This window comes from Paenibacillus sp. 01T442, assembly GCF_056398345.1.
Genome location: NZ_JBFTPF010000048.1, coordinates 23,630 through 49,622, shown reverse-complemented (window position 1 = coordinate 49,622; position 25,993 = coordinate 23,630). Strand labels below are relative to the sequence as shown.

Sequence of the window (25,993 nt, the reverse complement as noted above, 5' to 3'; positions counted from 1 at the left end):
CATGTATAGAAGTACTGTTCGCAAATAGTGTTGTGTAACCAAAATTAACCATAAAGGGTAATGAAACTGGATGAAACCAGTCGTCATTGCCCTTTATGGTTATTTATTCCTATGTCCAGCTTGTTTCGCCCCACAAAGCTTGATATGATAACCTTCAAGACATCTATAAAGGAGACACTTCTTCGCATGGAATTACGTCAATTACAGTATGCCATCCAGATCGCCATAGAACGGAATTTCTCACGTGCAGCGGAGAAGTTGCATATAGCCCAACCTTCACTCAGCCAACAATTGTCAAAACTAGAGAAGGAACTCGGCGTCCTTTTATTTCAACGTAGCACGAATTCAGTTGAGTTGACCCACGCAGGTTCTCTGTTTGTGGAGAAGTCACAGAAGATTCTCGATATGATCGAAGGGCTCAAAAAAGAAATGGAAGACATTTCTCAAATGAAGAAAGGCCGCCTAGTCATCGGCAGTATGCCAATTACAGGATCAACGATTTTACCATACGTGGTACCTGTCTTTCAGGCAGCTTATCCGGATATTGAGATTTCACTCGTCGAGGAGACTTCTTCCAACCTAGAGACCTTAACCGTAAATGGTCAAACCGATATTTCTCTTCTATCCTTGCCATTACGTGAAGAATCTCTCGTCTACGAGACGTTACTAGATGAAGAAATCATCCTAGCCGTTCCGCCGCTGCATCCATTAGCATCCAGCAAAGAGCCAATTCGAATTTCGCAATTGGAAAAGGAAGCATTCATCGCCTTGAAAAAAGGACAAGGCTTCCGAAAGCTGACCCTCGATCTATGCCAGGAAGCTGGCTTCACTCCAAATATTGTTTTTGAATCGAGTAATATGGAAACCGTGCAATCGCTTGTTGCTGCTGGCATGGGGATCGCTTTCGTACCCTACTTGATTTCCAAAAGAAGCTCTCATGAGCTTTCTCCCGTAAACGTCATCTTAGAGGGTAGACCCACACGCAAGCTTGTTATTGCTTATCGCAAAGGTCGCTATATATCCAAAGCTGCTGAAGCATTTATCTCCACAATGAAAGAGGTTATGCAAACGATTCGTTAGCATAACCTCCAATGTCAAAAGGAGTGGTCCCTTTGAGTCGTAATTTAATTATTTTCCTGTGTATTGCTAGTTTAATGGATGCGGGATTAACAGATATGGGTCTCCGGTTACAATTGATTGGCGAAGCCAATCCGATTATGGCTTTCCTGTATGAACATAGCTACATTGCCTTCTATGGCATTAAAATCATACTCCCCCTTTCTCTCTTCTTTATTGCAGCAAAAGTAGGTAAACGACTGCTCATCAACAATCTGTTCCGCCTCTCTACCGTTATTTATTTAGGTATTCTCCTCTTGCATGCTTACTGGATCTCAACTTCATTCTCTCAAAGCTTGAATATCTGAATCGTGCGCTGCAATTGGGTTACCATACGAAGCATTTGTTCGGACTGAATAACAACAGCTTTAACGGAACGCGTTTGTTGTACCATCGAAGTAGATACCTGCTCTGTACCTGCTGCCGATTGCTGGGTAATCGCTGAGATATTTTCCATGGTGCCCGTAATGAACTGGGCTGCATTCAACATCTTCTGACTTTCTCCCGTAAACTCACTCATACGCTGCGTAATGAATTGAATACTTTCAACCATCTCACCGAATATTTTTTCCGTAGCTTCAATGGACTCTGTCTGCCTGCGAGCAATCTCCTCATTGATCTGAATATTTTTCTGGGCCATTTTAATACTATTCTCAATGTTATGTACCATATGGAATACGCTCTTGGCCGATTTGGATGACTCTTCAGCTAATTTACGAACTTCTTGAGCAACAACAGAGAACCCTCTCCCGTGCTCGCCTGCACGCGCTGCTTCAATGGAAGCATTCAAGGACAGCAAATTCGTTTGTTCAGCAATTTCGGAAATTGTGCGTGTAATGGAAGAAATTCCAGCCGCTTCTTTTACTAGATCATCAATCGTCCCCGATACATTACTTGTCGCAAGTACGATATGAGAAACACTCTCGGATTGACTTTCTACCGCTCTCATTCCTTTTTTCACAAGATCAAGCGTTTGCCCGCAACGATTATTCATTTCATGTGTAGAATCCACATAATCCGTGATTTTGGTTTCGATTTCTTTTACGACGGAAAAGCTCTTGAACACACCAGATGAAATCTCATTTGCTCCCTCCGCAAGTGAAGTGACCGAGCCTGTTGCTTCCACGATCATCGTGTTAATACCTTCGTTTTTATGGTAAATATCACGACTTGAGTCTGCGACATGCTTCGAAATCGAAGCCGTTTCATTCAGCAGTTCCTTCAATTTCACGATCATGGCATTAAAGGAGCGCCCCATATCGCCTAGCGCATCCTTGGAGGAAGCATCCACGGTTTGTGTGAAGTCTCCTTTGGCAATATTCATCGCGACACGAGTAACGTTATCAATTGGCTCTGTTAACGCCTTTTCCAAGAAACGCACATAAGGAAAGCTGAACACCATGAGAATGAGTGACGAAGATAGTGCAAAAATGATGGATACATCTGACGTTAACATAAGAATGAGGATAATAATTGTGTAGAAGGCAACAACAGTGTAATAACCGAGCTGAAGCTTAGCACGAAACGATTGAGCTAGAAACCAGTTCATAGGAGTCCGACCTCTCTTTTACAAAATGTAGTTTTACTGCCATACGATGAGGTCCAAGTACCATGTCATCAATGGGTMTCCGAAACAAAAACAGATGAAACCAGAGGCAGCGATGAAAGGACCATAGGGAATTGGTGAACGCCGATCCAGTTTACCTGAGGCGATGAGAGCCACACCGATGACGCTGCCGAGCAGCGCCGACAGAAAAATGCATAACAGCACGAGCTTGATTCCCATGACGAGTCCTACTAAAGCCATCAATCGAATATCTCCAAAGCCCATAGCCGGCTTCCCCATCCAAGTTGCAGCAAGAGACACCGCGAGCAGCGTGCCCCCTCCAATTACGAATCCCAACGCATAGTGCCAAATTGGCAGTGGATGAACGAACAATCGCAATCCCGTAAATAGCAGCATGGCTGGATAAATGATTTTGTTGGGCAAGAGCATGTAGGCTAGATCACTCACTGTCAGGATGAGAAGCACAGATACTAGTGGATAAGCAACCCACAGTTCATTTATGCTGACTAGGAAGGGAAGAGAGGCAAATAAAACACCTCCTGCTAACTCTCCAACGATATACACAGGGGATATTGATGATCCACATGTGTGACATTTCCCTCTTCGGATAAACCATCCMAAGATCGGAATTAAATCAATCGCGTTAAGCTGGCGCCCACAACTTCCACAGCTAGATCGAGGGGCAACGACGGATATACCTTTCGGTACCCGAAGCCCAACGACATTAAAGAATGAACCGAACAATGCACCYACTATGAACAATAGAATTGTGTAACTCCATGATTCCCACCCCATTGCCTTACCCCCTCTAGATGTCTCACCTTAGCAATATTTATTTAGAAATCTGCTTTTTTTGCATATTCACGATTGCTCACGGGTGCAGTCCCTAATTGAACCTGTAGCCAAGCAGCTAATTGATTAAAACTCTCAATGGTTACAGTTATGGATTGCTTTTGCCCGCTTGCCGTTGTCATATCAATCTCAATCTTATTCTCTGCTTCTGTACATACAACCAAGTATTGTGACATCTCGCCATTCAAATCCTCGCTCCAGTTACACATAACACTGCTTGTGAAATTTTTCATTGGTCCATTCCCCCTGAATAAATTAATGATCTTTCCGCCACTCACAGCTTTAAAGCCAACTTTATTCACGTCAACCGCTTCTTGCGACTTAGAAGACATGCTTACKGGAACTTCTTCTTTGAATACTGGAACTTCTTTGGCTGGATCTTTCACTTCATAGGTGGATTCTAAAGATTCCATCTCCAGAGTGAGCTCATTGAGGTCATCAATGCTAAGTTCAATTGAGCTCGAATCTGTAATTTCATCAATCGCATCGACTGATTCCTCAGTGTTCGAGTAGTTCTGCGTTGTTGAAGAGTCCTCGTACGCAATAACGCTTACTTCATCCTGTTGCATTTGCTGTTGCATTTGCTGTTGCATTTGCTCCAGTTGCCATTCCTGCTCCAAGTCACCTTGCATCACTGCAGCCAGTCTCTCCATTTCCAGGAGACGATCCTCTTCCTCCGTTGACTGTGAATGCTCAGACGTCTCATCCATGTGAATGTGATCCGAGGTTTCCATAGCAACCTTAGACTCCTCCACCTCGGCAAATGCGAGCAGAACTTCCAGCGCATTGACAACCTGAGCAGGTTTGGCTGCAACTTTCTTTTCCTCCGTGACGTAATTCTTCTGAGATTCTGGTTCCGGTTCCGATACAGGCTCTGGTTCACCATTACTTTGTTGGAGTTCAACGACTTCAGGAATCTGCTCTTCCTCATGAATCAGCTTACTTACGATCTCTTGGTTGGATTGGTTGGACTCGCTAATCGACGAGATTTCACTCAAGATCTCCTCATCTTGCTTCGTAAGATGCAGCTCCTTCGGCTCTGCATATCCTCGATCAACGGCATGTAAACTTTCTGCTGGGGCGGTAGCACCTTCGGCTAACTTAGCCTGTAATTCCATTTCCTCAATGACAACCGTCGCCTCTACTACATCGATTTCTACGGCGGCAGCTTCCGTGCGCTGCATGTCTTGCGGTATGAGATGGCCTATTACACGGGGAACACCATATTTTCGAACAATTTCATTCACGCGATTTGGTTTAAAAGGTTTCATCACATAGCCGTTTGCCCCAGCTTTCAATGCATCTGAGATGAGATCCTGCTGACTCATAGCCGAACAAATGAGAACGACAGCAGATGGATTGAGTTTACGAATTTCCTTCATCGCTTCAATTCCGTCCATTTCGGGCATCGTAATGTCCATCAGAACAATATCAGGCTGAAGTTCCTCATACTTTTGTACAGCCTGTCTGCCATTCTCTGCTTCTCCGATCACCTCATGACCGTATTGCTTCAAAATATCAGTCAACATTTTCCGCATAAATTTCGTATCGTCAACGACTAGGATTTGGAATGACATTGAAGGTACCTCCTTCCAGAATGGTTAATCTGTAGTTACTTGGTGTATTTGACGTTTTTCACAAACACGTTAAAATTGTCTGTCGTTGGGATGCCGTCTGGCGGTTTATCATAGAGATTATCATCATAGAAAATCTGTAGCCTTGATGGTTTGGAATTGTCCAATTGCACTTCAGGTACTTCTCTAGTCCATGGTGGACTCCCTTGATACTTGGAAACGGAGCTGCCAGCTGTAGTCAGTTCACCTCTCACTGCATTGAGTTCTACACCTCCTGCGCCACCATGTATACCGCCAGTCAGCCTCATTTTCGAAATAACCCCATATAAACGAATTCCTTGCTTCGTGTAGAAGAAGGCGCGAACATTCTCATCATCGGTGTTTGTGCTATTACCCAGCACGATCTCCCCTGAGGCGACAACAATAAGCGGTGTTAATGAAGGGTCTGGGTTTTCCTCCCTGTTTTTATTAATAGAGGTCATCTGCTTTAACTCTACGTTACCCTGTACATACACGGTACCTTGCAGCCATACATTCCCAATGATCTTCAGATCACCTTTGATATACATCGTGCCATTTGGAAAACGAAATCCATTATTCAGTGTCACGTTGCCATCAATGGCTAAGAATTTTCCTGGTTCCACAGAAAGTTCGCCTCGGAGATCTGCCGCTACTAAATTAGGATCCGGTGACTTCACATAAAGGGAACCATTCTTCAGTTTGAGTTTCGATGCGTCGTTCGCCATGGTAAGCACACCATTATTAATGAACAGGTCAGCCTCGTTAGTGGCTGATGCTTCATTAAAAACATTCACCTCACCATCAACAGTTACCCATTGATCGTTGTACAGCTTACTACTCGTCAAATTTTGAAACAATGGCGGCAATTCAATTATTGCTGGATCCGGGGCTGAATACCCGCCTAAAGCAGCTAACTTGGCTGTTAAATCGGTCTGTATTTTACTAGTGACATACCCCTCTACATCTACTTCAACGTCCGCATCCAGCGTTGGATCTTCTAATGGAAAATATTGCGGTCTAAAATAATCGGGTTGCACAAATTCACTTGTTTGCGTGAGCGGCGGGAATTCAGTCAATCCATCCGACCGGGTAAAATTAAATTTCCCTGGCGCTATTGTATCGCTGTCTCCGTCGACTCGAATGAAACCGCGAATCTCAGGTCGTCCTGTTTGAATCCCATATTTGCTTCGATTCGCACCGCTAGTCGTACCTRTGAATAAAGCCTCATCCCGTACATACAAATGGTCGGCTACAAAAATGTCTCCTTTGATCGAAGGTGTTCCATTTAGTACCAAATCACCGCTTGATGAGACCGGATATCGAAACACAGGGTTAATCGTACTCACATAAACGGTCATCTCTTTCGTTACAATAGTAGCGGGAGTGCCCCCCATCATACCTCGAGAAGTTATCGTGAATTTGCGAACGTATGGAGCATCAGGGATTGCCAAAGGCTTTTTCGTCGGTGATTCTGGATTCGTGGGCTCTGCAAGAACAATATCGACTTGATATGTCCCTTTCTTCGCTTCAACGATAACCCCATTCTTGTCATTTGAATTCTGAGAATCTCCTACATGCTTATCAATAAATGGAAGCATCAACAAGAGTTGATTCTCTACATTGCGAACTCGATTCCGATAGTTCGTTCCGCCAATCGTTTCACCATTCGCGACGGCTCTTCGAATTTGGGCAAGTGTATCGTCCAGCCCTTTCTGTGCAATCGCCTCCGCTTGAACACTTGACTCTGTCGTGGCTGCTTGAATTGCACCTCCACGAAGTACGCTCATAAGGATAAGACCCATCATTGTCATTAAAACAACGGCAAGTAAAGCGATGACTAGTGCTGATCCATCCTCATTATGCATCCTCTGTTGGAGGCCGTTGCTGTCTTTATTCATAGCGTTCAATACATGCCTCCTCCAACCCGTTACTTTTAATCATTACGGAATAGTGGGATTTGCGAATCAATGACCAGTTTCGGGTTGTCTGCTAACTTAAACTGATCCGCATTAATTCTGGCATACTCAAGCGTAACTTGAACACGGTCATGATTTTGACTCGCTTCACTTAAGCTGCCCTCTCGAATTGTAAAATTGCTTCCTAATTGGAAAACACGTTTAACAATATTCGTTCCAGCTTCCCTAATTTCGATTTTCCCACCGCCGGCTGGATTCGGTAAGACTTCCATTTCATAGAGATCAATATAAATGTTCGGGTCATCATTCTTTTTCGCATAACGAATGATCTTCTTATCCGTCCCTTCGTCTTGAACGTAGATCGCTTCTTTCAGCTCCGAAATAATCTGGCTGTATAACCCGTCTCCTTGATTACGCATCTGGGTTTCCATCGTGACTCGTTTATACATCGACACGCCCATTAGCATAAAAGAGTACAGGATGGAGGCTACCATGCCGAAGATCAGCAAGGCAGCCAGAAGCTCAATTAAGGTCATCCCTTTCTCATTGCGCTGCATGAGGCGCTACCACCTTTTGATAAGATACGTATCGAGTGTCGTTGATGATTTCGCTGAAGGTGCATCGAGAGAATCTTCGTTTGACCAATATACAGTAACGAGCATTTGAGCCAAATACTCATCTGAATCATTACGAAACGGATCCGCAGCCTCCCAGCGAGCGTAGCTCTTCTCAAGTTCAACCAAGTACCGATACGTTGTACCATTGATCTCCGTTGAGGCCAATCTGCCTTTCATTAACTCCGATCCATTACTCGATAAGTCACCAGAAAATTTGGGACTGCTTGTCAGCTGCGACACAATGGCGTCTTTATAGCCATTTTTGAAGTAATCGCGCAGCTCAGCTGCTTTTAATCGAGCTAAATTGGCTCCGATTATTTTGCGGCTTTCTTGCGCGGATTTATCAACAGCTGAGGTGAAATACCCCATCAACGTGACGCTGATAATCGACATAATCGTCACAGCAATCAAGATTTCCACGAGTGACATACCGTCTTCATTAGGCCCCACTTGCTTCAAGCGTTCATTGCGGCGCACCGTAAGTCCTCCTCACTACCTCACCGATTTGCCAGTCTAGTTGTTGTTTTGCTCGGTATCGAATTTAACGATCAGTGGCTGCTGAACCATTTCGACATTCGAACTGTCGACTAGTTTTAAGAAGACATAATATGTTCCGGATGTCGTGTTCGTTTTGGTTGTCACCGTTAATCGCTTCGATGCCAATGGTTTCCATTCATTTGCTTCCGGCGTCGCTGATGACTGTTTAATCACGTAATACATATTTTTCAACGTGAAGCCATGCTCGATATGACTACCGAATGTACGATCAGATACAGGATACTTCTCGTCCACCACAGCAACACTTACTGGTTTATCTGAAATATCACCAGCATTATAATTCATGCCTTTAAGCGTAGCCGCCAAACCTGGATTAACCACAAAATATTCAGGTGCTTCAACTGTTGTAGTTGTGCCTCCCATTGAAGTGGCTTCAAAGTAAATTTGATGCCAGCCTTGCCGTTTCTCAGCCGTATCGAAACCTGCCACATCGCTCAATCGAAACGCATAGGTATTGCCATTCTTCGTCATTTTCGATGAGCTAGAAGAAATAGAAAGTGATTTGTTGTCGAACCATACTCTTACGTTCGTTACAGGACTTAAATTATCGGTTGCCGTAATATAAATGATGCCATCGGCAGCGACATCTGTCGGATTTTTGATATCTTTACTCCAGCTAATCATTGGCCCAGTGCTATCTAAGGAAACATTTCCGGTTGCGACTGCTCCACCAATGGGAATTGAAGCGTTGCCGCTAATTGCATTCGTAAAGGCACGCGTCTGAAAATTCACGCCATTGCCATCAGGAATGACTACACCGCTCGATGTTTGTGATTGCCAATTGCCGTTATCAATGGCAATCTGATAACCTGCAATATAGGCACCTTGGAAGTCATCGTTAGCAAACACAGTTGAGCTTGGCAGCAGTGTGCTTGAACCAGACACAGCACGAAGCGCTCCTGGACCCATATGCCAACCATTTTCAGTAATCGCCTTCCCTTTCCCATCAATGAGTTCATAAGTCGCTGGTGCAGTTGGCTTCAAATCAAATTGGTCAGTTGTTCCATCTTTGTAACTAATTCGAACAATCGAATGATCAGGATCTATGAAGCGAATATCCGTAATTGCTAGATTTTTATTCTTAATCGTCCATTGTTTTTGTTTATCACTAGCACGTAAACGTTGTAACTCTCCCGCGCTATTTCCGATATACACATTCCCATATTTATCCACTACACGAACACTTACAGATAGCTGTGTACCAAAATTAATGTTGAATTGTCTATTCGCATTACAAGCATCGCGGTAAGTTACTTTAGCATCTTGGAGTGGATAGTCTCCAGCAGCCGTATCTGGGATTAATTTAATCGCCAAATCGATCTTGTCTTGTTCCAGGCTAAAAGGAAAATTAATGTCTCCAACTTTGATGATTACTTCATGTGTCACCGAGTCTAGAGTTACATTCGAAGCATTCTCGCCTGGCGCCAAGATGAATCCAGCTGGTATCGGTTGTTGTAGCTGTACATTTTTGAGCTGAGCGGGCGCTTCGATTGTTTTAGCAATGTTATCAAATATCGCGGAAAGTTGGCTCGCAGAGCTCGCTTCATAAGCCATTCCGCCCGTCTTTGTTGCAATATATTGCAACAATTCTAGATCAATTTCATCAGAGCCAGCTGTTGCCAACGCAATCGTAAACACTTTAATACCAAGTCCTGCTAGCACATCAGCATCTGCTTTTGCAGCATTCGCAGCACTTGTTTCGCCGCTTTTCTGCTTATTGCCATCGTTCTCATCGGTCCATACCGTAGCTTTACCGTCCGTTAGTAAAATAATTTGTTTAACAGGCTTCGTTCCACTCGCCGTTAGCATCGTCTTCGCTTTCGCAAGACCATCGTCAATATTGGTAGAACCATTAGCGTCTAATTTATTAATTTCGGTTTGAACTTTCGCATAATCCGTTGTCAAATCAAGTACTTTGGACGCCCCAGAACTAAATTTAATGAGTCCTAGACGGTCACCCATATTTACTGTTTTAAACTTATTAGTTAACGTAGCAGAGGCACTTTTTAAAATATCCAAACGAATTGGGGTTCTGCTATCACTTTTGATCATATGGTAATCCATACTTCCAGATACGTCAGCTACAAATGCAATATCAACCGCATCTCGCGTTTGTGTTACCGTATGTGTGCCACTTGGGTCTAGCGTGTAATTAATAGTAACCAATTGATTGCGTTCAACACTTGTAACGGGTACATTTCCCACTCCGCTAATCGCTAAGCAACCATTGTCTACTTCCGCCCCATAAACGGTATTCGTTCCAACGAAGCCAGGGAGCATACTTGTGAGCAACATCCCCGTCAATAAGATCGCACTTTTCTTTTTCGCTTTTTGATACCAATGCATAGTTACGAACTCCTTTCTACACCAAATGAATGATTCTCGAAATGACTTTGAAAGCTTCAGCGCGAGTGAGTGACCCTTGTGGTCTGAACGAACCATCTTCATAACCGCCAACAATACCTGCATATATCACATTTTGAAGAGATGCTTTATTTCCGTCAGTTAAGCTTGCGATATCTGTGAATTCACCAGTGCCAGATCCACCCTTAACGGCATACTTTTGCAAAATCCGATCAACGAGACCAACCATTTCAATGCGCGTAATGGGTAAATCCGGAGAAAAATTCAAATCTACGGGTTTCAAATCCAGCAAACCCATAGCCTGGGCAGAAGCAACCATGCTGGTTGACCAATGTTTTCCCATATCCTCGTAACCTTTGACAGGTGTTTGGACAGGTTCAATCCCTAATGCTTTAACAACAAGTGTTACAAACTCTGCTTTCGAGAGCGTACGATTCGGACGAATTGTGTGATCCTCATACCCATCGATAATCGATTTCTGCATAAGATCAAGGATGTCATCCTTCGCCCAATGGGTTAGTGCGTCACTCGGAACTGCGCTTACGGCCGTTTGTTTCCATGTACGCAGCGTTGGTACAGCATCTGGCATGTCAGGTAATTTCTTAACTGAGCCCAGTGATGGTGCAACGGCGCGATCAGGATCCTGAAAAACGATACCATATACGTTGATTAAACCATTCGATGATACCTTTGCGCTGCCATCTCGAGCTGTCTCTGCATCTGTTGGAATGTTCGCCCAAGGCACTTTGCCAAGGTATGCTTTGACACGATAGGACTCTTGGGATGCGCTTTCAAAGTACGAACGTGTCGTCTCTTCGACGTCAGTGGCATGGAAATCCAGTTTACCTGACACATCTACACCGATTTCATCCCAAAACACGAGCAAATCATTGTAATCTCGTGCGATTGCTCCCGTCCATATTTTCACATGTGCGCCAGAAGCATCTACGCTTGTAACAACTGCATAAGGTTCTTTGGAAATAATCATACCGACCTGCCAACCTGCTGGTGAAAGCTTCATGTTCTCGTATTGTTGACTGCGTGCTTCATTATCGAGTCCTTTTAATATGGCGAATGGATTGCTCGATTGGACACTGACTGTTGAATTAACTGCAGCTTCACTTGCGAGAACGGCTGTTGGTGACAGAATGGATACGACAAGAAGAGCAGTAATGAGTGCATGTTTATTAGTTTTCATTTAATCTTCTCCTAAGGTCATTTCATATTCTTTGATCGCATCTCGGTGGATAATGCCTTCTTCCACTAATTGCTTCAAGCTGGATACCATCGTTTGCATACCGATTTGTCGATTCGTTTGAATGACCGATTTGATTTGATAAATCTTTTCTTGCCGAATTAAGTTGGCTACAGCGGGTGTATTAATTAATATTTCCAGCGCCATGGCCCTTCCTCGTCCATCCATACGCGGTACTAAACGTTGGGATAAGACACTGATGAGTACGGATGCTAGCTGTACGCGTATTTGTCTTTGTTGCTCTGTTGGAAAAACATCGATAATCCGATCGACGGTTTGAGGAGCATCCGGGGTATGAAGAGTCGCCAGGACAAGGTGACCTGTTTCCGCTGCCGTAATAGCTGTCTTAATTGTTTCCAAATCCCGCATCTCACCAACTAGAATGACATCGGGATCTTGACGTAGAGCAGCACGCAAACCATTGGAGAACGTTAAAGTATCAATACCAATTTCACGTTGTGCCACCAAACAATTTTTACTTGGATGAATATACTCGATCGGATCTTCCAACGTAATAATATGTTTCTTCTGAGTTTCATTAATGAAATCGATGATAGAAGCAAGCGTCGTTGACTTGCCGCTGCCTGTAGGACCTGTTACTAGAACCAGACCTTGGTGCTTGTGTGCAAATTCCTGAACCAAATCAGGCAAATTTAAGCTAAAAAGGGAGGGCACTGTCGTCGACAAGACACGAAACACCATGTTAATATGTCGTTTTTGCTTAAATACATTGCCCCGATAACGAGAAAGACCTGGCAGCTCGAACGAAAAGTCAACTTCCCCCTTTTTAGACAATGTTTCATATTGTTCCTTCGTTAAAATTTCTTTCGCCATTCGATGTGTATCCTCAGGAGAAAGAACGGAATCAACCACCTTCATCAACTTCCCATGTAGCCGCATAAGTGGTTCTGTCGTTGCATTAATGTGCAAGTCAGAAGCCTTCGATTCGTAAGAAACACGCAGCAGATCTTTCAGTGATAAGGTGTCAGACGTCGTTGGTGAAATCATACTCATCGTATTTCCTCCCTTATACATGGTTTTATTAATAGACTGGATTCGTCTTTCCAGCAGGCTTCGTATAAGGAACCTGAAGCGGATTCTTGAAAAACTTCTGTAACCCTGGTGCATAATAGGAAACCACGGAAACATTGACCGTTATTTCTCTTTTCAAAGCATTCAGCTTCACGGGCGCTCCGCCCTTAACCGCAAACGTCAACTTGTCAATCTGCATCAAGCGATTGGTCGTTTGCAGTTCATCTAGAAAACGATGGATCTGCGCGTAATCTCCTTTAGCTGTTGTGTTGAGTTTGATCGGAATGGCAAGGGATGGCATCGGTGGAGCCACCTGTGTAACGGTTGTACTTTCTTTCGCAGGGGCTGGTGAGCTCGTTGGAGCTTTACTCACAACATCGGACGCCTTGCCAATTTCAAAGTTGTAACTGGCCAGTGACATCTTCGTAATGACCTCTAACATCCGAATCTCACGTATGAGCCCTTCTACATCCGGTTCTTCAGGCACGTGAATACGTGTTTGTGAGAGGCTTACTTGTTCCGCAGCACCAATTGCACCACCGCCGGCTGATCGTTTATTCAAGTCGTCTAGTTCTTGTTTTTTCTGTATAAGAAGTCTCTCTTTGGAGAGCTTTTCACTTTGAAGTGGTGAAATGAAATTGATATACACCATCACAAGCGCCAACGCGAGGATGAACGCCACGATGATTTGATTCCTTTTACTGCTGAGCATGCTCATACGTTCGATCAACCTTTCTTGTTGGGCTCGGACTTGTATTGAAGCTCGAAAGTCGCTTGAATGACAGGCAATGGCGGTTCAGCAACAACCGGTGCATTTTTATCTTCTTGTGCCGCTATCACTTTGTTCATCCCACTGGTAGAAATTAAGGTAAACGAGCTGGAAGCTTTCGTCGCTTGCATGAATGTAATGATATCTTCGCTTGTAGCAAAATTCCCTGTCACCTTAACCTTATTACCATCTCCGAAGGAGAGAGCCGTAAGATTTGAGGAAAGTGGCATTAGAGCAGAAAGCTTATCGAGCACATCTGTCGCTACGGGCTTGCTTGCGAGGAGTTGTTTCGGTAAAGCAACGAAATCAGCAACCGCCCCAGCCGAAGGCGAGCTTGCAATCTTCGTTTGACTTTCTTTAATTTGAAGGTTCACTTGCTCCAATGCCTTATTCGTGTTCTTAATTTCTGACTTTGCGCTCGTATACATCCATCCCATTCCACCGACCACCACCACGATCGCAGTTAGAAACACATAGCGGAGAATGGGACTAGTTCTTGCTTCTTCTTCGTGCCGCATTTGCAGCAAGTTAATTTCGATGGATTGTAGCTTCTGTACGCCTGCACTCATCGTCCTTAAGCTCCTTTCATCGCCAGTCCAACTGGAACCGCGTAGGCTTGACATGTTGTGTCTTCATCTTTCAGAATGGCAGGCAATGGAAACGATGTAATCTCACCTGTGAAAGCACTCTCTAAATGTTCTGGAAGTGCCGTGATCCACTCATGATCGCCTACCAAATAAACGAGCTCGACATGCTTCTGATCGTTGGAAACCGTGTATTGGAAATAATTCAAAACACGACCAAGCTCCATAGATAGATTGCGCGCATAAGCTGCAAGCTGATCGGTGCCTGTATCTAGGAAGAAACTCGTATTAATCTGAATCGATCGAAAAAATACAGGGATGCCATCTACGAATATGCTAACATCCGCATGATCTGGCTCGACATGCAGCAGCATGAATCGTTCCTTCATCGCGGAGCCAGTTAATTTGGTATGACGTACCAACATACGATGAAGAGCTAGTGGTGCCAAATCAACAGCTACTGGCACTAACCCTGATTGCTTGACGACGTGTGCATAGCTTTCAACCACCTCGCCGGGTGTCGCAAAGATGAGAACTTCCTCTTGTGCCGAAGACTTGGTAGACTTCACTACACCTTCCGAAGAAGCAGCCGCTTCATCTTTCGGGGCTCCGAGTCGAACAAAATCAAACACCGGATTTTTGAAAGGCAATTGCTGTCCGCCATGTAATTCAACGTCGATCATATTACGTAAAGCTTTATCTTTTAAGGCCGAAAAAACGGATTTACGGAGTACCACATTGGATAGTGGCACCGTCACATTGATATGTGCACCTTGTAACCCAATTTGCTTGACTAGGGTTGAAATGCGCGCAATGACCGAATCTTCGTCCACGAATTTTCCGTGTTTAATACTGCCTCTATCCAGCGCAATGGAATGACGCTGTGTCAGGGTAACCTGTCCATTCACGTTCATGATTTCAACCAACTTCGCTTCTGTATCCGAAATTTGCATGCCGTATGTATACTTGCTCGTTTTCTTTGCGAACATTGCGGTAACTCCTCTCGGTTATGCTTGACTTGAAATTGGCGCGCCGCCCGAAGACGGCGCGCGCTTGTTTAATTACTCTCGAACGTCTGTTGTGGCTGTACCGAATTTCAATGCATCAATATCTACTTCTTTAACGGACGTGATGTGTGATACCCCACCAGTACCTGCCTTCACAAGTGAAACCGTATACGTGTAGTTTCCAGTCGTCGTATCTTGTGAAACAACAACCTTGGAAAGATCTTTATCATATCCGTTTGGTTTGTCAGATGGATTTTTGGGAACAGTTTCCAAGAATCCACCTTTTTCCAACTTATCTAAGGACCAACCAGCAGCGTCTGTAGCTTCAGCAGGGCTTAAACCTTGACCTGTAATCATTAATCGCGTTGCATCAATGACCATATGGGCATTCGATTTATGTGCGCTTACGCGTGCATTCTTAATAATTCCTCCAACAGATGGAATCGCAATCGCAGCAATAATCGCAATGATAACGATAACCGCTAGCAACTCAATCAAAGTCAAACCTTTTTGGTTTTTGTTTAACTCTTTCAAAGAAAATTTCGAAAACTTCGGTAAACGGAAATTCATCTTTTTGCTGTTCATTGTCAATTCGTTCATTGCATTCCCACCTCTAGGTTTATTTTGGTTATGTACCTGATCTTGCCAATCTTGACTTACGTTATGTTGTAATGCTTGTAAAGACTGCGACATGTTTGTCTATCACCTCCCTTCAAGTTAGTAAGAAATTAGTTAAGGAAATTATCGTACATTTTGAACATCGGACTCATGATCGCTGCTACAATTACACCAACTATGCTGGAAACAAAGAGCAGCATGAGGGGTTCAATCACCGCCTTTAATCGATCTACACTCTGATCAACGTCCGCTTCGAAGAAATCAGCAATCTTGGCTAGCATATTATCGACTTGCCCTGTCTCCTCCCCAATGATTAGCATTTGCACTACCATTTTGGGGAAAATACCACTTTTCTGAATCGGTTCCGATAGCATTTTACCTTGCTGCAAGCTGTCTTTAGCATCTCGGAGCACCTTGGCAATCACCCGATTACCAACTACTTTCGCGGTTACATCCAGGGCCTGTAAGACAGGCACTGCACTCACGAACAGAGAGGACATCGTACGCGTCATTCGAGCAACTGCAGCTTTTTTGAGAATAATACCAAAGACTGGAATCTTAAACTTGATCGTATCGATCCAGTACTTTCCTTCTTCACTCGAAGCAAAGCTCCGATACAAGATAATCACACCTACCAACCCTGCCAAGAACATCCACCAATAATGCACGATGGCATCACTGGAGTTCATGACAAATTTTGTGATAAGTGGTAATTCGGATCCTTGCTCTAGAAACATATCTGCGAAAGTTGGGACAATTTTCAGAAGTAGGAAAATAACGACACCAATGGCGATTATCAAAACTACGATTGGGTAAGTCATCGCTGACTTAACCTTTTGAACCGTTTTGTGTTCTTTCTCGTAATGATCCGCCATTCGTTCCAGAACCTCGTCCAAATTACCGCCGGTTTCACCGGAAGCCATCATATTGACAAACATATCGGGAAATACTTTCGGATGTTCGCCCATCCCTTTCGATAAGGGGTGCCCGCTTCTGATTTGCTCCGAGATATCACCTAATGYCGCTTTCAAATATTTGGAGGTGGATTGATCTTCCAGAATCGAAACAGCTTGATCAATTTGAATCCCGGCTCGGATCAATGTAGCGAATTGCCGACAGAAGATGACGAAGTCCTCTAGCTTGACTGCCCTACCGATATGAATCTCCAGATCCATCGTTGTCTTCCGCTGCTCTTGGATGCTCCGAATGGTTATCCCGCGTCCTCGCAACTCCGTAATCGCCAGTTGTTTGTTCTGTGCTTTCACCATCCCTTTCAGCTTCTTACCGCTTTCATTGACGGCTTCATACGTAAAGTTCGCCAAGTTATTGTTCACCCCCATTCATAGCTTCTTCATTTCACTGCTATTCGTCTGCCACGGCTTTCAACACTTCTTCAATTGTGGTATGACCTTGGCGAATCTTGAGCAAGCCATCGTAGAGCATATTTTTAAAACCATTCTTCATCAAATGCTGCTCCAACTCGCTAACTGGTCGATTCTGCACGATTAGGCTGCGCAGCGGTTCATCGACAACTAGCAGTTCATGTACGGCGATACGACCTCTGTAACCTGTTTTATTGCATGTTCCACAGCCCTTGCCCCTCGTTACCATAATCGGCTTATCCATGGCTCTCGGCGAAGTCATAGGTACTACAACCCCTGTTCCAGTCCCCGCCAGTTGTTGTTCAGTTCCGTTTAGCAGCCCATGCGTTTCTAGCAGCTTCATTTCATCCTCTCTGGCAGGTACCTGGGCTGCACATTCACGACATACGCGCCGCACTAGGCGCTGAGCTACGATACAGGAGAGCKAGGAAGCGATGAGATAGGAATCAATTCCCATATCGACAAGTCGGCTAATCGTACTGACGGCACTGTTCGTATGAATGGTGCTTAACACCAAGTGCCCCGTTAGGGAAGCACGTACCGCAATTTCTGCAGTCTCCGCATCCCGGACCTCCCCGACCATAACAATGTTCGGATCTTKCCTGAGAATGGATCGTAAGCCAGAAGCGAAAGTTAGACCAATCTGCGAGTTAACCTGTACTTGCGTTACACCATTCATTCGATACTCGACGGGATCCTCAACCGTAATGATTTTGACATCATCACCATTTAATTGACCCAATGCTGAATAGAGTGTTGATGTTTTCCCGCTTCCCGTAGGTCCTGAGATCAGCATGATCCCATTGGGCTTCTGAATCATTTTGTCGAATTTCACCAAATTCGCGTCACTGAGCCCCAATTCGGCAATTTTTTTAACACCTGCCGATTGATCTAAGATCCGAAGAACGATACTTTCACCATGAACTGTCGGTAATGTCGAAACCCGTATATCAATTCGGCGGTTATCCACCTGCATCTGGATTCGACCATCTTGCGGTAGTCGTCTTTCCGCGATGTTCAACTTTGCAATGATTTTCAATCTTGCGGTCAAAACTCCCTGCATATGCTTCGGCAGCGCTTTCTCCGTTCGAAGCACACCATCGATTCGGTACTTCACGATCAGCTGTTTCTCTTGAGGATCAACATGAATGTCGGACGCCCTCTGCTGCACAGCGGATTGAATGATTTGATTGACMAGCTTTACGATCGGTGATCCTTGATCATTCGCTTCGGATTCCTCATCTTTGATCTCGATTTTATCTAAGTCGACCATCAATTCATCGACAGATTCTTTCATGCCATAATTTTTTGTGATGGCTTGCTCGACTTCAGAACGAATGGCTATGACTGGCTGCACACTCATGTTCGTCGCCATTCGAATTTCTTCAATGGCTCCATAGTTCAACGGATCAACCATGGCAACTTTGATTTTGCCATTCTTACGTTCAATCGGGATCACACAGTGCTTACGAGCAAGCGTTTCTGGGATAAGCTGAACGGTTTGCATATCGAGTTGTGTCTCAAACATGTTAACAACCGGAAACCCTAACTGAAATTCGAGAACTTCAACCAGTTGTCTTTCTGTGATCAACCCTTTATCGATAAGAATCTCACCGATTTTCTTCCTCGTGTGCACCTGCTGCTTCAGCCCTTGTTCAAGCTGATCCTCTGTGATGAGTCCGTTCATTACAAATAATTCACCTATGCGCATTGGGGGGTCCTCCCTTCTGTTAATAGAGTACGTGACGGATCTGTGCAACCTAACAAGTGATTTAAGGTGATTTCAGCTCTTCCGCTGTTGGCGCCTTCGCAATGACAATGGGATGCGGTGCGTAGTAATCTTTATATTTCAACTCGTTCTTGCCATCATTCTTCACATCAGCGAATACCTTGACTAGAAGTCCTGATTGACCTTCACTACGTTTATCACCTTGACCAGCCAGTGTAAAATCCGTGAGTACAATACTCTCTGGTGCGAATACTTCTTTACTAACCGTAATTTTCGGAGCTTTCCAATCMGTTTTCGGTTTCCCATTGAACGTAACAACAGGTGTTTCCCCGTTGTATATCACGCCAACTGTTATGGGTACGCCGATTGAATTATAGAAGGTTAAATCTTTCAGCTCGCTTTGAAAATTAACATCGAATCCAGCAGCTGCATAAGCGGGATTATCTTGATGCGGATAACGTTCACCTACTTGCATGCCAGCACGCAGTGCAGCTTCATACAATAAGGATGCCACATGCGATAACTCATCTGCCTTCTTCTCAGGCATTTTGCCTTTGCTGATCTCGGTCAACCAAGCCTGGAAGGAAAATAGCTTCCCTGACTCAATCTTGATCAGTCCCACCTGCTCTAGCCATGATTTCTCATTCGCATTTACAGCAACAATACTCTGCGCTTGCGAAATGACTTGCAGACCCGATGTTGACGTCTTGTCTGGTGAAGTTGTTGCTGCTGTACTTATAGGTGTACTAGCAGGTACAGCTGTTGGCGATGCCGTGGCCGTAGTTGTTGGCGTTGATACCGGATTAACCGATGGCTTCGCACTTTCTTTGTCCACGCCAGCTGCAAGCGCTGTTTCTTTCGTTGAAGCATGATCCGTGTTTTTCCAGAACATCAAACTTTCCAGTTTGTGTTCAGAATTCCACTCAATGAACCCTGCCGCCGATAATCCATATACACTTCCAGAACCGACGACGCCTAGAAGAAGAATCCATTTAATAGGCTGCAGGATCAAGGCCCTTCTTCTTTGTCTCATAGCCAACCGTCCCTCAAAGCTCGACATTTTCCCTCCCGTTTCGGTGGGATGCCTCAAATATAGACGGTAATTTCTGTAGAGCAAATCATACATATTTATTAATTCAAATGACCTAATGCATGAACTATAATTCTTAAGCCACGTTAGCCATTCAGACGCTATTTTGTAGGGAATTCAATCTAGTTGGGGGCAGGAGCAGGGGGCTGAAGTCGGGATTTTGCTAATGAGGTCGTACTTAGGAAGCGGTTTCATATAGTTCTTTCGATGCGCCCATTGGCCTTGTAAAATTAACAACTTCTATATATCACTTGCATATATATCTGATCGAACGCGCTTTTTCAGCAAATTCCTTAAAAAATGGGTCTTCATCGTATATGTAAATTCTAACCATGCCAAAGCATGTAAGGGATTTCCATGGTATTCACTCGTAGAAAACCCGAACTTCTCGGGCCGCTGCTTGTTTTTCACTACAAATCTTTCTATTAATTCAAGTCCTATGGACGTTGAACATATAAAAAAAGCCCCAATCCCCACATACATCGTGAAAGATCGAAGCTTTTTTCTACAATTTGAACCATTTCTCAGCTTAATACGTCAATATGTATAAAGATTATGTAATGCATATGTATGTCTTCTTGGTGTAAACYCTAAATAGCGCCAAGAACACTAAGTATCAATGATGCTTTGGAATTGACTTTCAACTTGCGATTGATTTTCGTTACATAGACACGCACCGTATTTTCACTGATCCCCAAGACTTTGCCGATTTGCTTATAATCGTAATCAAGCAACCAATACGTCGCGACTTCCTTTTCACGCAGCGTTAGCTTGAAAGCTTTCAATCGTTCTTCCAGCATTTCCTCAACGAACCATGTTTTACTTTGCAATTCGGTCTTTCTGAGCTCATATTCAAGCAGAAGAGCAATCGATTTGATACATGGATACATAAAAKGTGCTGAAATATACTGAAAKGCAGTCAAAACTAAGTAGCCGATGATCTGACTATCCGCTGTTTGAATCGGAACGCACATTGTCACCCAGTTGTGCATCGTATCCAGATAGTGATCCTCACCGCTTATCCAAACTGGACGCTGTAGATCAATAGCTGCCGAAACCGCATTGGTCCCCGCACTAGACAGCGATAACGAAGATCCAATCCCGATGTTGTTCAAATTCGCGGCTTGCAAGATGGATCGTTCATCCCCATTAATCGTTAAGATGACTCCATGATTATCCGTGACCATCAGTAAATTAGGAAAGTAGAAGGTGTTCGTCTTCAGATGTGCTTGCCGAAGGATGACATCCATGAGTCCTTGGTTTTTAGCTAGTAGCCGTTCCATCATCTTTCCTTGCACGCGAAACCTCACGCGCGTCGAATCTCTTTGAACGCCATTAAGAAATGATTTCTCATGTAGCTTGGCTATCTCCGCTTGTGAGATGCCGACTCTCTCTGTAAATTCATGCATTTGCGTCTCTTCAGCTAAACCTTTCATCAATCCCACTCCCTTTCCCTATGTAACCCCGAAATGAACTAGCATCCATGCTGTGAGTAGAATTGAATTATTTGTCGTATTCCGTCGCCCCTATCTTCACAACCTTTACAAATTTATGTATTTTTCGCGCATGTGTCACTAACTATAAGGCTCAAATCGAATGCTTGAAATAGTGCAAAGGTAGTAATTCTAGTAAGATAGTATACTTGCACTACAAAAAGACAGCGTTCACAGGTTTTCCATCATGATTAAGGATTCTTGGCATGTGCCGTTCGTAGGATATATACGAAAAAAGTGTCCTGTTTTAAAAGGATCCCTGATAATCGCTACTAAATCTGCTAACCGCTTCAACTATTTTCTACTATTCCGCCCGAATTAGTCGATTATTCGACTATCTCCACTCATCTTTCTTCCACTAGAATTAATCAATTCTAATATCCACTCAAAAAATTGTTCGAATATCCCCTAACCTTTTCGAAACTGAAGGCATATTATATAAAAAAAACTTATCCATTCACCAAATAATGTTGATAAAGAGATAAGAATGCCTAGGAGGCGAGATGCCAATGACGCTCATTAGAGCAATTGAACAGACATTCTGTAAGTTGCATGCACCAACACTGGAACAATTAAAAGAGGCACTACAATCGATAGAGAGACATCTACTCTTCGTTCCAGAATTCAAAACCGAGCCCTCTCAACTACCCTATGGCAGAAATGTGGTGTTTAGCTCACCCGAACTGGAAGTTATCGTCATTCACATTCCGGCTTCCCGCTCTACAGCCATCCATAATCATGGCTTGTCCATTGGCGCGGCTTATTTAGTCTCAGGATCCTTAGTGAATTCAACCTTCTCATTAGATACAGAAGGCTATCCTATTGCTCAAAAGGATGACTTCATCCAAGCAGGGGAATATTTCACTGCGCCTGCAGATCAAATTCACCAGTTAAGCAATCCATTTCATGAACCGGCTATTTCACTCCATGTGTATACACCGCCGCTGCGTGAAGTTCGACGTTACTTACCTTACAGCGAAGTTTTAGATTATGTTATCTAGAAGACAAAAACCCCTTGCAAGCCTACGTCATTTTGACGAGCTTACAAGGGGTTTTCAATTCATTACCAATTAGAATTGTAGGGCATTTTCGATAAAGGCTTTCAATTCAGAAATCGGCATACGTGTTTGTTCCATCGTATCACGATCACGAACCGTCACTTGACCATCTGTTTCGGACTCGAAATCATATGTGATACAGAAAGGTGTTCCGATCTCATCGTGACGACGGTAACGTTTACCGATCGAACCTGTATCATCATAATCCACCATGAAATGCTTCGCTAGATCAGCAAATACAGCCTGAGCACCTTCATTCAATTTCTTGGAAAGTGGGAAAATCGCTGCTTTCATTGGAGCCAAAGCTGGGTGGAAGTGAAGCACTGTACGGCTGTCATCACCTTCAAGCTTTTGCTCTTCAAACGCATCAATCAGAAGCGCCAACGTAACACGGTCTGCTCCAAGAGAAGGCTCGATACAATAAGGAACATAACGCTCATTCGTTTCTGGCTCGATGTAGTTGAAATCTTCACCGGAATGCGCCATGTGCTGCTTCAAATCGAAGTCTGTACGATCCGCGATACCCCAAAGTTCGCCCCAACCGAACGGGAATTTGTACTCAATATCCGTTGTCGCGTTACTATAGTGAGACAACTCATCTTCGTTATGATCACGAAGACGAAGATTATCGGCTTTTGCACCTAGGGAAAGCAACCAGTTATGGCAGAAGCTTCTCCAGTACTCGAACCATTTCATGTCTTCACCTGGTTTGCAGAAGAACTCAAGCTCCATTTGTTCGAATTCACGCGTACGGAACGTAAAGTTACCTGGCGTGATTTCGTTACGGAAGCTTTTACCGATTTGACCGATACCAAATGGCAGTTTCTTACGCATCGTACGTTGTGCGTTTTTGAAGTTAACGAAGATCCCTTGTGCTGTTTCCGGACGAAGGTATACAACGTTGGAGCTTGCTTCTGTTACGCCTTGGAACGTTTTGAACATCAGGTTGAATTGACGAATATCTGTGAAATCTTTGCTTCCGCAATCTGGACACACGATGTTGTGTTCCACGATCAGTTTCATCATGTCATCGAACGTCATGCCATCAACGATGATTTCGATATCCTTCTCAGCCAGCTTGTTTTCGATCAATTTATCCGCACGGTGACGGGCTTTACAGCTTTTGCAATCGATCATTGGATCGTTGAAGTTACCAACGTGACCGGATGCCACCCATGCTTGCGGGTTCATCAAGATCGCTGCGTCTAATCCTACGTTATAAGGGGATTCTTGAATGAATTTTTTCCACCATGCGCGTTTAATGTTGTTTTTCAACTCAACACCAAGCGGGCCGTAATCCCACGTATTTGCCAAACCGCCATAAATTTCTGAACCTGGGAATACGAAACCTCTGTGCTTCGCCAATGCGACGACTTGCTCCATTGTTACACTCATTGTTCAATCGCTCCTTAAGCTTCTTCTATGTGGGTCTTCGCCCGATGACAACACCGTTTGGATATGAGCAAACATCAAAAAAGCTCAACATCCAAAGGCATCAAATAATGCCTAGGGACGAGAGCTTTAGCACCCGCGGTTCCACCCTAGTTGATATACCTGATACAAGCATATATCCCCTTTATCTTATAGGCTCCGGATAGCCGTTTCCTTGACCTTCATTCTGGGCTTTCACCATCCCCAGCTCGCTGAACATGAAGTCCGTCAAGTACTATTCATCCTTCACAGCCATAATTGATCATTCAATTGGTCTTAGTTTACAGAATATCGCAGCAAAAATCAATCTCCCAATATAATAAGAGTTCTAATAGTTGAGTTTTCAGCGCCGAGAAGGTTGTGAGAACCTGAAGAAGGAGGAGCGGAGTGTAGGCAAAACCTACATGAGCACCGGATTTCAAAGGTTAACACAAGATTCGATGTCGAAATACTACCTGGTTTGCTTCGCGATCAAAAGACGACTTTAAGAACATCCTTTAATATAAATGGGGCCGGCGATCTTCAAAAACGGGGATCTTACCTCGAACGCGGACAACTTCTTCTAAATCGATTGTCGCACGCAAGATCGCTTCACTTTCATCACCTTCAACCAAAACCTCGCCCCAAGGGTCGATGACCATCGAATGTCCAAAGAAATTGGTCGTACCGCTCGTCCCAACGCGATTGCAAGAAACGACGTACATTTGATTCTCAATCGCTCGCGCCATAAGCAATGTACGCCAGTGGTGCAGGCGCGGATGCGGCCATTCTGCAGGCACGAACAAAATACGTGCTCCATCTAACGCTAATTTACGTGACAGCTCCGGAAAACGAATATCATAACAAATCATCGCCCCAGCAGGCACACCTTCTAGCTCAAACAAGCCTAGTTGCTCTCCACTGTGCAAAAATTTCTCCTCATCCATAAGACGGAACAGATGAATTTTGGAATACTCTGCGATTTCGTTACCTTCGCGATCCCATGCATATATCGTGTTGAGCACACGATCTTCTTTTTTATCCGCAATCGATCCACCAATAATGTTCACTTGATGAGTCCGCGCAAAATTGCTCAAGAACATTTTCGTTCTCTCACCATTTACATCGGCCAGCTCATGAATTTCCGTTAAAGCATAGCCTGTATTCCACATTTCGGGAAAAATAAGGACATCAGGTTTCTGTGCCGCTTCAACGGCTTCCAAAAGCAACTTCTCTAAATGAGCAAAGTTCGCATTCGGATTTCCGATTGTAATATCCATTTGAATTAGAGCAACATTAAGTAATTGTGAAGACATAGCGAAATACTCCTTCCAGGAACAAGAAAAATGCGTATGTGTACATACTAGTCGAAATATGCGTTTAACTCAACATTCACTTGCCATGCAAATCGGACTATACTACATCGTAGGTTTAAAAAGCTTAGACTGACCTCTTGCGATGCTGAGCGTCTGCCAATCCTGGGAAGACCAATGCTTGCACAACAAAACAATTTGCCCAACATGATACCCATAATGCGAAACTTGACGCTGAATAGCCTGTAAGACAGTATGACTCTCACCTCGAATAAGCACCTGTGAAAGCACATTCTCGGAAGTTAATGAGCCGAGGGTTGTAAACAACACTTGCCAGCCATCTTCCCAAAGTGCTAGTAATTGTTCTCGGGAAAGTCGATCCCCTTCAAACTCAGCATCGCGATCTCGCCATTCTTTTTCTCCATCCGTGGTTAAAAAATCGGTCCAACGGGACAACATATTGCCATGCATATGCTTGATGATCACTTCTAGGGAATTCGACCCTTCATCTATAGTCTGATAAAAGAAGACCTCATTTGTCTGGGCAAATGATTTATCGCCCAATTTCTTCATACTTTGAAAAGCACGTATCGATTCCTGCAGAAAAACATCCGCTACATGAGCTTGATTTGTCATCGTCATTCATCTCCTTCGCCGATCTATGGTTC

At 44.0% G+C, this 25,993-nt stretch carries 22 protein-coding genes and 1 pseudogene; 3 read left to right on the top strand and 20 right to left on the bottom strand.

The genetic code is table 11. From position 1 onward, the window contains the following. Window positions 1-186 precede the first annotated feature (186 nt). Both AC1DLM_RS25785 and AC1DLM_RS25780 read left to right on the top strand, forming a co-directional pair. The gene (locus tag AC1DLM_RS25785; RefSeq protein WP_477571573.1) at window positions 187-1,080 is read left to right on the top strand and encodes a LysR family transcriptional regulator; all 894 of its coding nucleotides are present in this window, start codon (window positions 187-189) and stop codon (window positions 1,078-1,080) included. 32 nt (window positions 1,081-1,112) lie between these two features. Further along, window positions 1,113-1,424 carry a DUF5658 family protein gene (locus AC1DLM_RS25780; RefSeq protein ID WP_171628754.1) on the top strand — a complete coding sequence of 104 codons (312 nt, stop codon included), beginning with the start codon at window positions 1,113-1,115 and terminating at the stop codon, window positions 1,422-1,424. Here the strand turns inward: AC1DLM_RS25780 and AC1DLM_RS25775 are convergent. The 17 genes and pseudogenes from AC1DLM_RS25775 to AC1DLM_RS25695 form a co-directional block, all read right to left on the bottom strand. Then, window positions 1,406-2,665 carry a methyl-accepting chemotaxis protein gene (locus tag AC1DLM_RS25775; RefSeq protein ID WP_441986706.1) on the bottom strand — a complete coding sequence of 420 codons (1,260 nt, stop codon included), beginning with the start codon at window positions 2,663-2,665 and terminating at the stop codon, window positions 1,406-1,408. The genes AC1DLM_RS25780 and AC1DLM_RS25775 overlap by 19 nt on opposite strands. A 33-nt stretch (window positions 2,666-2,698) precedes the next feature. Then, entirely contained in the window at window positions 2,699-3,478 is a 780-nt protein-coding gene (locus AC1DLM_RS25770; protein WP_477571572.1) for a prepilin peptidase, read from the bottom strand. A 1,283-nt stretch (window positions 3,479-4,761) separates the two neighbouring features. After that, window positions 4,762-5,112, bottom strand: a pseudogene (locus AC1DLM_RS25765) (response regulator); the annotation flags it as partial. Window positions 5,113-5,147: 35 nt separating this feature from the next. Next, on the bottom strand, window positions 5,148-7,037 hold the full coding sequence (locus AC1DLM_RS25760; protein WP_477571571.1) for a hypothetical protein: 1,890 nt from the start codon (window positions 7,035-7,037) through the stop codon (window positions 5,148-5,150). A gap of 26 nt (window positions 7,038-7,063) precedes the next feature. Next, window positions 7,064-7,603 carry a prepilin-type N-terminal cleavage/methylation domain-containing protein gene (locus AC1DLM_RS25755; RefSeq protein ID WP_477571570.1) on the bottom strand — a complete coding sequence of 180 codons (540 nt, stop codon included), beginning with the start codon at window positions 7,601-7,603 and terminating at the stop codon, window positions 7,064-7,066. 6 nt (window positions 7,604-7,609) lie between these two features. Next, window positions 7,610-8,140, bottom strand: coding sequence for a type IV pilus modification PilV family protein (locus AC1DLM_RS25750; RefSeq protein WP_477571569.1), 531 nt, complete (start codon window positions 8,138-8,140; stop codon window positions 7,610-7,612). A gap of 36 nt (window positions 8,141-8,176) precedes the next feature. Next, the gene (locus tag AC1DLM_RS25745) at window positions 8,177-10,567 is read right to left on the bottom strand and encodes a vWA domain-containing protein (protein WP_477571568.1); all 2,391 of its coding nucleotides are present in this window, start codon (window positions 10,565-10,567) and stop codon (window positions 8,177-8,179) included. A gap of 16 nt (window positions 10,568-10,583) precedes the next feature. After that, window positions 10,584-11,783 carry an S-layer homology domain-containing protein gene (locus AC1DLM_RS25740; RefSeq protein WP_477571567.1) on the bottom strand — a complete coding sequence of 400 codons (1,200 nt, stop codon included), beginning with the start codon at window positions 11,781-11,783 and terminating at the stop codon, window positions 10,584-10,586. After that, a complete protein-coding gene (locus AC1DLM_RS25735) occupies window positions 11,784-12,854 on the bottom strand; it encodes a type IV pilus twitching motility protein PilT (protein WP_477571566.1) in 1,071 nt (356 codons plus the stop codon). Between the two features lie 28 nt (window positions 12,855-12,882). After that, window positions 12,883-13,590 carry a hypothetical protein gene (locus AC1DLM_RS25730; protein WP_441986714.1) on the bottom strand — a complete coding sequence of 236 codons (708 nt, stop codon included), beginning with the start codon at window positions 13,588-13,590 and terminating at the stop codon, window positions 12,883-12,885. An 8-nt stretch (window positions 13,591-13,598) separates the two neighbouring features. Beyond that, window positions 13,599-14,210: a PilN domain-containing protein gene (locus tag AC1DLM_RS25725; protein ID WP_477571565.1), complete on the bottom strand. Its 612-nt coding sequence runs from the start codon at window positions 14,208-14,210 to the stop codon at window positions 13,599-13,601. 5 nt (window positions 14,211-14,215) lie between these two features. Continuing rightward, a complete protein-coding gene (gene pilM / locus AC1DLM_RS25720; protein ID WP_477571564.1) occupies window positions 14,216-15,214 on the bottom strand; it encodes a type IV pilus biogenesis protein PilM in 999 nt (332 codons plus the stop codon). A 72-nt stretch (window positions 15,215-15,286) separates the two neighbouring features. After that, window positions 15,287-15,925: a prepilin-type N-terminal cleavage/methylation domain-containing protein gene (locus AC1DLM_RS25715; protein ID WP_477571563.1), complete on the bottom strand. Its 639-nt coding sequence runs from the start codon at window positions 15,923-15,925 to the stop codon at window positions 15,287-15,289. Between the two features lie 35 nt (window positions 15,926-15,960). Next, window positions 15,961-17,172, bottom strand: coding sequence for a type II secretion system F family protein (locus AC1DLM_RS25710; RefSeq protein WP_477571562.1), 1,212 nt, complete (start codon window positions 17,170-17,172; stop codon window positions 15,961-15,963). A 40-nt stretch (window positions 17,173-17,212) separates the two neighbouring features. Continuing rightward, window positions 17,213-18,943, bottom strand: a complete 1,731-nt coding sequence (locus AC1DLM_RS25705) for a GspE/PulE family protein (protein ID WP_477571561.1) — start codon at window positions 18,941-18,943, stop codon at window positions 17,213-17,215. Window positions 18,944-19,004: 61 nt separating this feature from the next. Beyond that, window positions 19,005-19,994 (bottom strand): VanW family protein, encoded by a 990-nt coding sequence (locus AC1DLM_RS25700; protein WP_477571560.1) that lies wholly within the window; start codon window positions 19,992-19,994, stop codon window positions 19,005-19,007. A 647-nt stretch (window positions 19,995-20,641) separates the two neighbouring features. Further along, on the bottom strand, window positions 20,642-21,487 hold the full coding sequence (locus tag AC1DLM_RS25695) for a helix-turn-helix transcriptional regulator (RefSeq protein WP_477571559.1): 846 nt from the start codon (window positions 21,485-21,487) through the stop codon (window positions 20,642-20,644). A 566-nt stretch (window positions 21,488-22,053) separates the two neighbouring features. Here AC1DLM_RS25695 and AC1DLM_RS25690 point away from each other — a divergent pair. Next, window positions 22,054-22,545 (top strand): cysteine dioxygenase, encoded by a 492-nt coding sequence (locus AC1DLM_RS25690; RefSeq protein ID WP_441986722.1) that lies wholly within the window; start codon window positions 22,054-22,056, stop codon window positions 22,543-22,545. Between the two features lie 69 nt (window positions 22,546-22,614). Here AC1DLM_RS25690 and AC1DLM_RS25685 read toward each other — a convergent pair whose 3' ends face one another. The 3 genes from AC1DLM_RS25685 to AC1DLM_RS25675 form a co-directional block, all read right to left on the bottom strand. Then, window positions 22,615-23,997: a glycine--tRNA ligase gene (locus AC1DLM_RS25685; RefSeq protein WP_477571558.1), complete on the bottom strand. Its 1,383-nt coding sequence runs from the start codon at window positions 23,995-23,997 to the stop codon at window positions 22,615-22,617. 533 nt (window positions 23,998-24,530) lie between these two features. Then, window positions 24,531-25,328 carry a carbon-nitrogen family hydrolase gene (locus AC1DLM_RS25680; RefSeq protein WP_477571557.1) on the bottom strand — a complete coding sequence of 266 codons (798 nt, stop codon included), beginning with the start codon at window positions 25,326-25,328 and terminating at the stop codon, window positions 24,531-24,533. A gap of 102 nt (window positions 25,329-25,430) precedes the next feature. Further along, on the bottom strand, window positions 25,431-25,961 hold the full coding sequence (locus AC1DLM_RS25675; RefSeq protein ID WP_477571556.1) for a DUF1572 family protein: 531 nt from the start codon (window positions 25,959-25,961) through the stop codon (window positions 25,431-25,433). Window positions 25,962-25,993: the final 32 nt, after the last annotated feature.

What these genes read in the sequence shown, in the direction of transcription:
- AC1DLM_RS25785 (WP_477571573.1), top strand. Translation starts at nt 187, where the DNA reads ATGGAATTACGTCAATTACAGTATGCCATCCAGATCGCCATAGAACGG.
- AC1DLM_RS25775 (WP_441986706.1), bottom strand. Translation starts at nt 2,665, where the DNA reads ATGAACTGGTTTCTAGCTCAATCGTTTCGTGCTAAGCTTCAGCTCGGT.
- AC1DLM_RS25755 (WP_477571570.1), bottom strand. Translation starts at nt 7,603, where the DNA reads ATGCAGCGCAATGAGAAAGGGATGACCTTAATTGAGCTTCTGGCTGCC.
- AC1DLM_RS25745 (WP_477571568.1), bottom strand. Translation starts at nt 10,567, where the DNA reads ATGCATTGGTATCAAAAAGCGAAAAAGAAAAGTGCGATCTTATTGACG.
- AC1DLM_RS25740 (WP_477571567.1), bottom strand. Translation starts at nt 11,783, where the DNA reads ATGAAAACTAATAAACATGCACTCATTACTGCTCTTCTTGTCGTATCC.
- AC1DLM_RS25735 (WP_477571566.1), bottom strand. Translation starts at nt 12,854, where the DNA reads ATGAGTATGATTTCACCAACGACGTCTGACACCTTATCACTGAAAGAT.
- AC1DLM_RS25730 (WP_441986714.1), bottom strand. Translation starts at nt 13,590, where the DNA reads ATGAGCATGCTCAGCAGTAAAAGGAATCAAATCATCGTGGCGTTCATC.
- AC1DLM_RS25725 (WP_477571565.1), bottom strand. Translation starts at nt 14,210, where the DNA reads ATGAGTGCAGGCGTACAGAAGCTACAATCCATCGAAATTAACTTGCTG.
- pilM (WP_477571564.1), bottom strand. Translation starts at nt 15,214, where the DNA reads ATGTTCGCAAAGAAAACGAGCAAGTATACATACGGCATGCAAATTTCG.
- AC1DLM_RS25715 (WP_477571563.1), bottom strand. Translation starts at nt 15,925, where the DNA reads ATGTCGCAGTCTTTACAAGCATTACAACATAACGTAAGTCAAGATTGG.
- AC1DLM_RS25690 (WP_441986722.1), top strand. Translation starts at nt 22,054, where the DNA reads ATGACGCTCATTAGAGCAATTGAACAGACATTCTGTAAGTTGCATGCA.
- AC1DLM_RS25685 (WP_477571558.1), bottom strand. Translation starts at nt 23,997, where the DNA reads ATGAGTGTAACAATGGAGCAAGTCGTCGCATTGGCGAAGCACAGAGGT.
- AC1DLM_RS25680 (WP_477571557.1), bottom strand. Translation starts at nt 25,328, where the DNA reads ATGTCTTCACAATTACTTAATGTTGCTCTAATTCAAATGGATATTACA.
- AC1DLM_RS25675 (WP_477571556.1), bottom strand. Translation starts at nt 25,961, where the DNA reads ATGACAAATCAAGCTCATGTAGCGGATGTTTTTCTGCAGGAATCGATA.